The following is a 4380-nucleotide window of genomic DNA, read 5'->3' as shown; positions in this document are numbered from 1 at the left end:
GGGCGGGGAGCGGAGCTGGGTCAGCTCACCTGCTGAGTCGTGGCTCAGCGGGGCTGACGTTCGGCCCGGCCACGACTGGGAGGATCGCTATCTCGCACAGCGATCACCTCCTGCGGTCGGCGGGGCCCGGAAGCGGGCCGCACGGCCCGCAAACGCGGATCATCGTACACCCGCCGGTCGCCGTCGCCGCACCCGGCCGAGCGGCCGCACGGACCTCGGCCGAGGGGCCCGCCGCGTCGCCGGAGGGACGGGGCAGGGGCCGGTGCCGGGCGACGCCGCGCCGGCCCGGACGTGCACGGCGTTAGCGCTTACCTGCCGGTAACGCCTAGGCTCCGACCGACCGGGAGATCACTGAACTACAGGGGGAACCGTGGCCCGTACCGTCCTGGTGACCGGCGGCAACCGGGGGATCGGCCTGGCCATCGCGCAGGCCTTCGCCAAGCAGGGCGACCGGGTGGCGGTGACCCACCGCAGCGGCGAGCCACCCGAGGGGCTGTTCGGGGTCCGCTGCGACGTGACCGACTCCGCGTCGGTCGACGCGGCGTTCACCGCGATCGAGGCCGAGCTGGGGCCGGTGGAGGTGCTCGTCGCCAACGCCGGGATCACCGACGACACGCTGCTGCTGCGCATGTCGGAGGAGCAGTTCACCCGCGTGCTGGACACGAACCTGACGGGCGCGTTCCGGTGCGCCAAGCGCGCCTCGGGCAAGATGCTGCGCGCGAAGTGGGGCCGGATGATCTTCATCTCCTCGGTGGTCGGCCTCTACGGCGGCCCCGGCCAGGTCAACTACGCGGCGAGCAAGGCCGGCCTGGTGGGCGTGGCCCGCTCGATCACCCGCGAGCTGGGCAGCCGCAACATCACGGCCAACGTGGTCGCGCCCGGCTACGTGGAGACCGACATGACCGCCGGCCTGCCCGAGGACCGCAGGACCGAGTACCGCAAGGCCATCCCCGCCAACCGGTTCGCCCAGCCGGACGAGATCGCGGGCGTGGTCACCTGGCTGGCCGGCGACGCCGCCGGCTACGTCTCCGGCGCCGTCATCCCGGTCGACGGCGGCCTCGGCATGGGCCACTGACAAGCGGTCACTGAGAACTACGGAGGAATCCCTGCATGTCCGGACTGCTCGCCGGTAAGCGGCTGCTGGTCACCGGCGTCATCACCGACGCCTCGATCGCCTTCTCCGTGGCGAAGCTCGCCCAGGAGAACGGGGCGCAGGTCGTGCTCACCGGCTACGGCCGGCTCTCCCTCGTGGAGCGGATCGCCAGGCGACTGCCCGAGCCCGCCCCGGTGATCGAGCTGGACGTGACCGACGCCGACCATCTCGCCGGGCTCGGCGACCGCGTGCGCGAGCACGTCGACGGCCTGGACGGGGTGGTGCACTCGATCGGCTTCGCCCCGCAGAGCTGCCTCGGCGGCGGCTTCCTCGACGCCCCCTGGGAGGACGTGGCGACCGCGCTGCACGTCTCCACGTACTCCTACAAATCCCTCGCGATGGCGGCGCTGCCGCTGATGTCCGCCGGCGGCGCGGTGGTCGGCCTGACCTTCGACGCCACGAAGGCGTGGCCCGTCTACGACTGGATGGGCGTGGCCAAGGCCGGGCTGGAGTCCGCCTCCCGCTACCTGGCGCTGCACCTGGGCAAGCAGGGCATCCGCAGCAACCTGGTCGCCGCCGGGCCGCTGCGCACCATCGCCGCCAAGTCGATCCCCGGCTTCGATCAGTTCGAGGAGGCCTGGGCCGAGCGCGCGCCGCTGGGTTGGAGCCTCACCGACCAGGAGCCGGCGGCGCGGGCCTGCCTGGCGCTGCTGTCCGACTGGTTCCCGGCCACCACCGGCGAGATCGTGCACGTCGACGGCGGCTACCACGCCATCGGCGCCTGACGTGTGAGGAAGGGCCCCCTGCAATCGCATTCTGCATAGCAGGGGGCCCTTCCTCACACCCCGGACCAGGGGGCCGCGCCCGGCGGGAACGGGCACCGGGAAGAATGGGAGCCATGGCGTACGACGCGGTGGTCCTGGTGTCCTTCGGCGGACCGGAACGGCCCGAGGACGTGATGCCGTTCCTGCAGAACGTGACCCGGGGGCGGGGCGTGCCGCCGGAGCGGCTGGCGGAGGTCGCCGAGCACTACCAGCACTTCGGTGGCGTCTCGCCGATCAACCAGCAGTGCCGGGAGCTGCTCGCGGCGGTCCGGGAGGACTTCGCCGCCAACGGCCTCGACCTGCCGGTCTACTGGGGCAACCGGAACTGGGACCCGATGCTCGCCGACACCGTGGCGCAGATGCGCGACGACGGCGTCACCCACGCCCTGGCGTTCGTGACCAGCGCCTTCGGCGGCTACTCCTCCTGCCGGCAGTACCAGGAGGACATCGCCGCCGCCCGCGCGGCGGTCGGCCCCGACGCCCCGCTGATCGACAAGCTCCGCCAGTTCTGGGACCACCCCGGCTTCGTCGAGCCCCACGCCGACGCGGTGCGGGCGGCGCTCCGCCGCCTCGACCCGGCGAAGCGGGACGGCACCCGACTCGTGTTCACCGCGCACTCGGTCCCGAACTCGATGGCCGCGAACGCCGGCCCGCACGGCGGCCGGTACGAGGCGCAGCTCGCCGAGGTCGCCCGGCTGGTCCACGCCGCGGCCGCCCCGGACCTGCCCTGGGACCTGGTCTGGCAGAGCCGTTCCGGCCCGCCGCAGGTGCCGTGGCTGGAGCCGGACGTCAACGACCACCTGCGTACGCTTGCCGACGCCGGCACCACCGGCGTGGTGGTCAGCCCGATCGGGTTCGTCTCCGATCACCTGGAGGTGGTGTGGGACCTGGACACCGAGGCGCGGGAGACGGCCAGGCAGCTCGGGCTGGACTTCGTCCGGGCCGCCACCCCCGGCACCGACCCCCGGTTCGTGGCGATGGTGCGCGAGCTGGTTCGCGAGCGGACCGACCCGGACGGGACCGGCCTGCGCCGCCGCCTCGGCGAGCTGCCCATGTGGGACACCTGCCCCACGGTGTGCTGCGTCCCGGCACGCCGCCCCACCGCCGCCCAGGAAGCCGGGAACCCGGCCTCCTGACCGCCGCGCCGGCCCCGCCGGCGGCCCGACACCCTGGAACGAGTGACGATGCAGGACCGCAAGCCGGTGGAGAGCTGGCTGACCGACATGGACGGCGTGCTGGTGCACGAGGGCCAGCCCGTGCCCGGGGCACCGGAGTTCGTCTCCCGGCTGCGCGCCTCCGGCAAGCCGTTCCTGGTGCTCACCAACAACTCGATCTACACGCCCCGCGACCTCACGGCCCGGCTGAGCCGGATGGGCCTGGACGTGCCGGAGCAGGCGATCTGGTCCTCCGCGCTGGCCACCGCCCAGTTCCTGGCCGACCAGCGCCCGGGCGGCACCGCGTACGTGATCGGGGAGGCCGGGCTCACCACGGCGCTGCACGCGGTCGGCTACGTGCTGACCGACTTCGCCCCGGACTACGTGGTCCTGGGCGAGACCCGCACCTACAGCTTCGAGGCGATCACCAAGGCGGTCCGGCTGATCAACGACGGGGCCCGGTTCATCTGCACCAACCCCGACGTGACCGGCCCGTCGGTGGAAGGCGCGCTGCCGGCCGCCGGCTCCGTCGCCGCGATGATCTCCAAGGCGACGGGGATCGAGCCGTACTTCGTCGGCAAGCCCAATCCGATGATGATGCGCTCGGCGCTGAACACGATCAACGCGCACTCCGAGACGACCGCGATGATCGGCGACCGGATGGACACCGACATCCTCTGCGGGCTGGAGGCCGGGCTGGAGACGATCCTGGTGCTGACCGGCATCAGCAGCCGCGCCGAGGCGGAGCGCTACCCGTACCGTCCGTCGCGGATCGTCAACTCCGTCGCCGACCTGGTCGACGAGATCTGACCGGCGATCAGGGGCGCAGCGGGGCGTTGCAGGCGGCCACCAGCGCCTGCCGGCAGGCGGTGGTCAGCGGGCGCAGCGCGGCGTCGCGCTGCTGGGCCTCGTAGTTGTTGATCGCGCCGCCCGGCGCCGCGTGCCCGGCCAGCGCGAGCACCCGGTCGAGCACGGCGGCCCGGGCGAAGAGCCGCCGGGCCCGCGGGTCGAACCCGGGCGGCAGGTCGGTGGCGCCGTCCGGCCGGCGCAACGCCTCCAGGGCCCCGGCCAGCTCGGGTCGCCACTGCGCGACGTCCAGCCGGGTCAGCGCGGCGGTCGTGTCGGCCAGGGCCACCGCCAGCTCCGCCTCGGCCTCGGCCGCGCCGGGCAACGCGAGGGAGGCGGCCGGAGCGTCGGCCGGCAGCGGGTAGACCCGCCAGAGGACCGTCTCGAAGGTGTCGCCGGAGCCGGACGTGTGCGTGCGCACGTGCGGGATGAGCCCGAGCCCGCCGGCGACGACCGCCTCGCC

Annotated in this window: 4 protein-coding genes and 1 pseudogene; 4 read left to right on the top strand and 1 reads right to left on the bottom strand. The window is 73.6% G+C overall.

All coding sequences use genetic code 11. The annotated features are described in order from the left end of the window. The first annotated feature begins 370 nt into the window (after window positions 1–370). The 4 genes from fabG to F6X68_RS31035 all read left to right on the top strand — a co-directional run bounded on the left by fabG (window position 371) and on the right by F6X68_RS31035 (window position 3881). Window positions 371–1075, top strand: coding sequence for a 3-oxoacyl-ACP reductase FabG (gene fabG, locus F6X68_RS31050; RefSeq protein WP_151457585.1), 705 nt, complete (start codon window positions 371–373; stop codon window positions 1073–1075). A 35-nt stretch (window positions 1076–1110) separates the two neighbouring features. Next, window positions 1111–1878 (top strand): enoyl-ACP reductase FabI, encoded by a 768-nt coding sequence (gene fabI, locus F6X68_RS31045; protein ID WP_151457584.1) that lies wholly within the window; start codon window positions 1111–1113, stop codon window positions 1876–1878. Between the two features lie 113 nt (window positions 1879–1991). Beyond that, on the top strand, window positions 1992–3053 hold the full coding sequence (locus F6X68_RS31040) for a ferrochelatase (protein WP_151457583.1): 1062 nt from the start codon (window positions 1992–1994) through the stop codon (window positions 3051–3053). 48 nt (window positions 3054–3101) lie between these two features. Continuing rightward, the gene (locus tag F6X68_RS31035) at window positions 3102–3881 is read left to right on the top strand and encodes an HAD-IIA family hydrolase (protein ID WP_151457586.1); all 780 of its coding nucleotides are present in this window, start codon (window positions 3102–3104) and stop codon (window positions 3879–3881) included. A 7-nt stretch (window positions 3882–3888) separates the two neighbouring features. Here F6X68_RS31035 and F6X68_RS31030 read toward each other — a convergent pair. Continuing rightward, window positions 3889–4380, bottom strand: a pseudogene (locus F6X68_RS31030) (hypothetical protein); the annotation flags it as partial.

This window comes from Micromonospora sp. AMSO12t (genome assembly GCF_008806585.1).
Lineage (GTDB): Bacteria > Actinomycetota > Actinomycetes > Mycobacteriales > Micromonosporaceae > Micromonospora > Micromonospora reichwaldensis.
The sequence above is the reverse complement of the archived record's forward strand: the minus strand, read 5'-3'. Positions and strand labels throughout refer to the sequence as shown.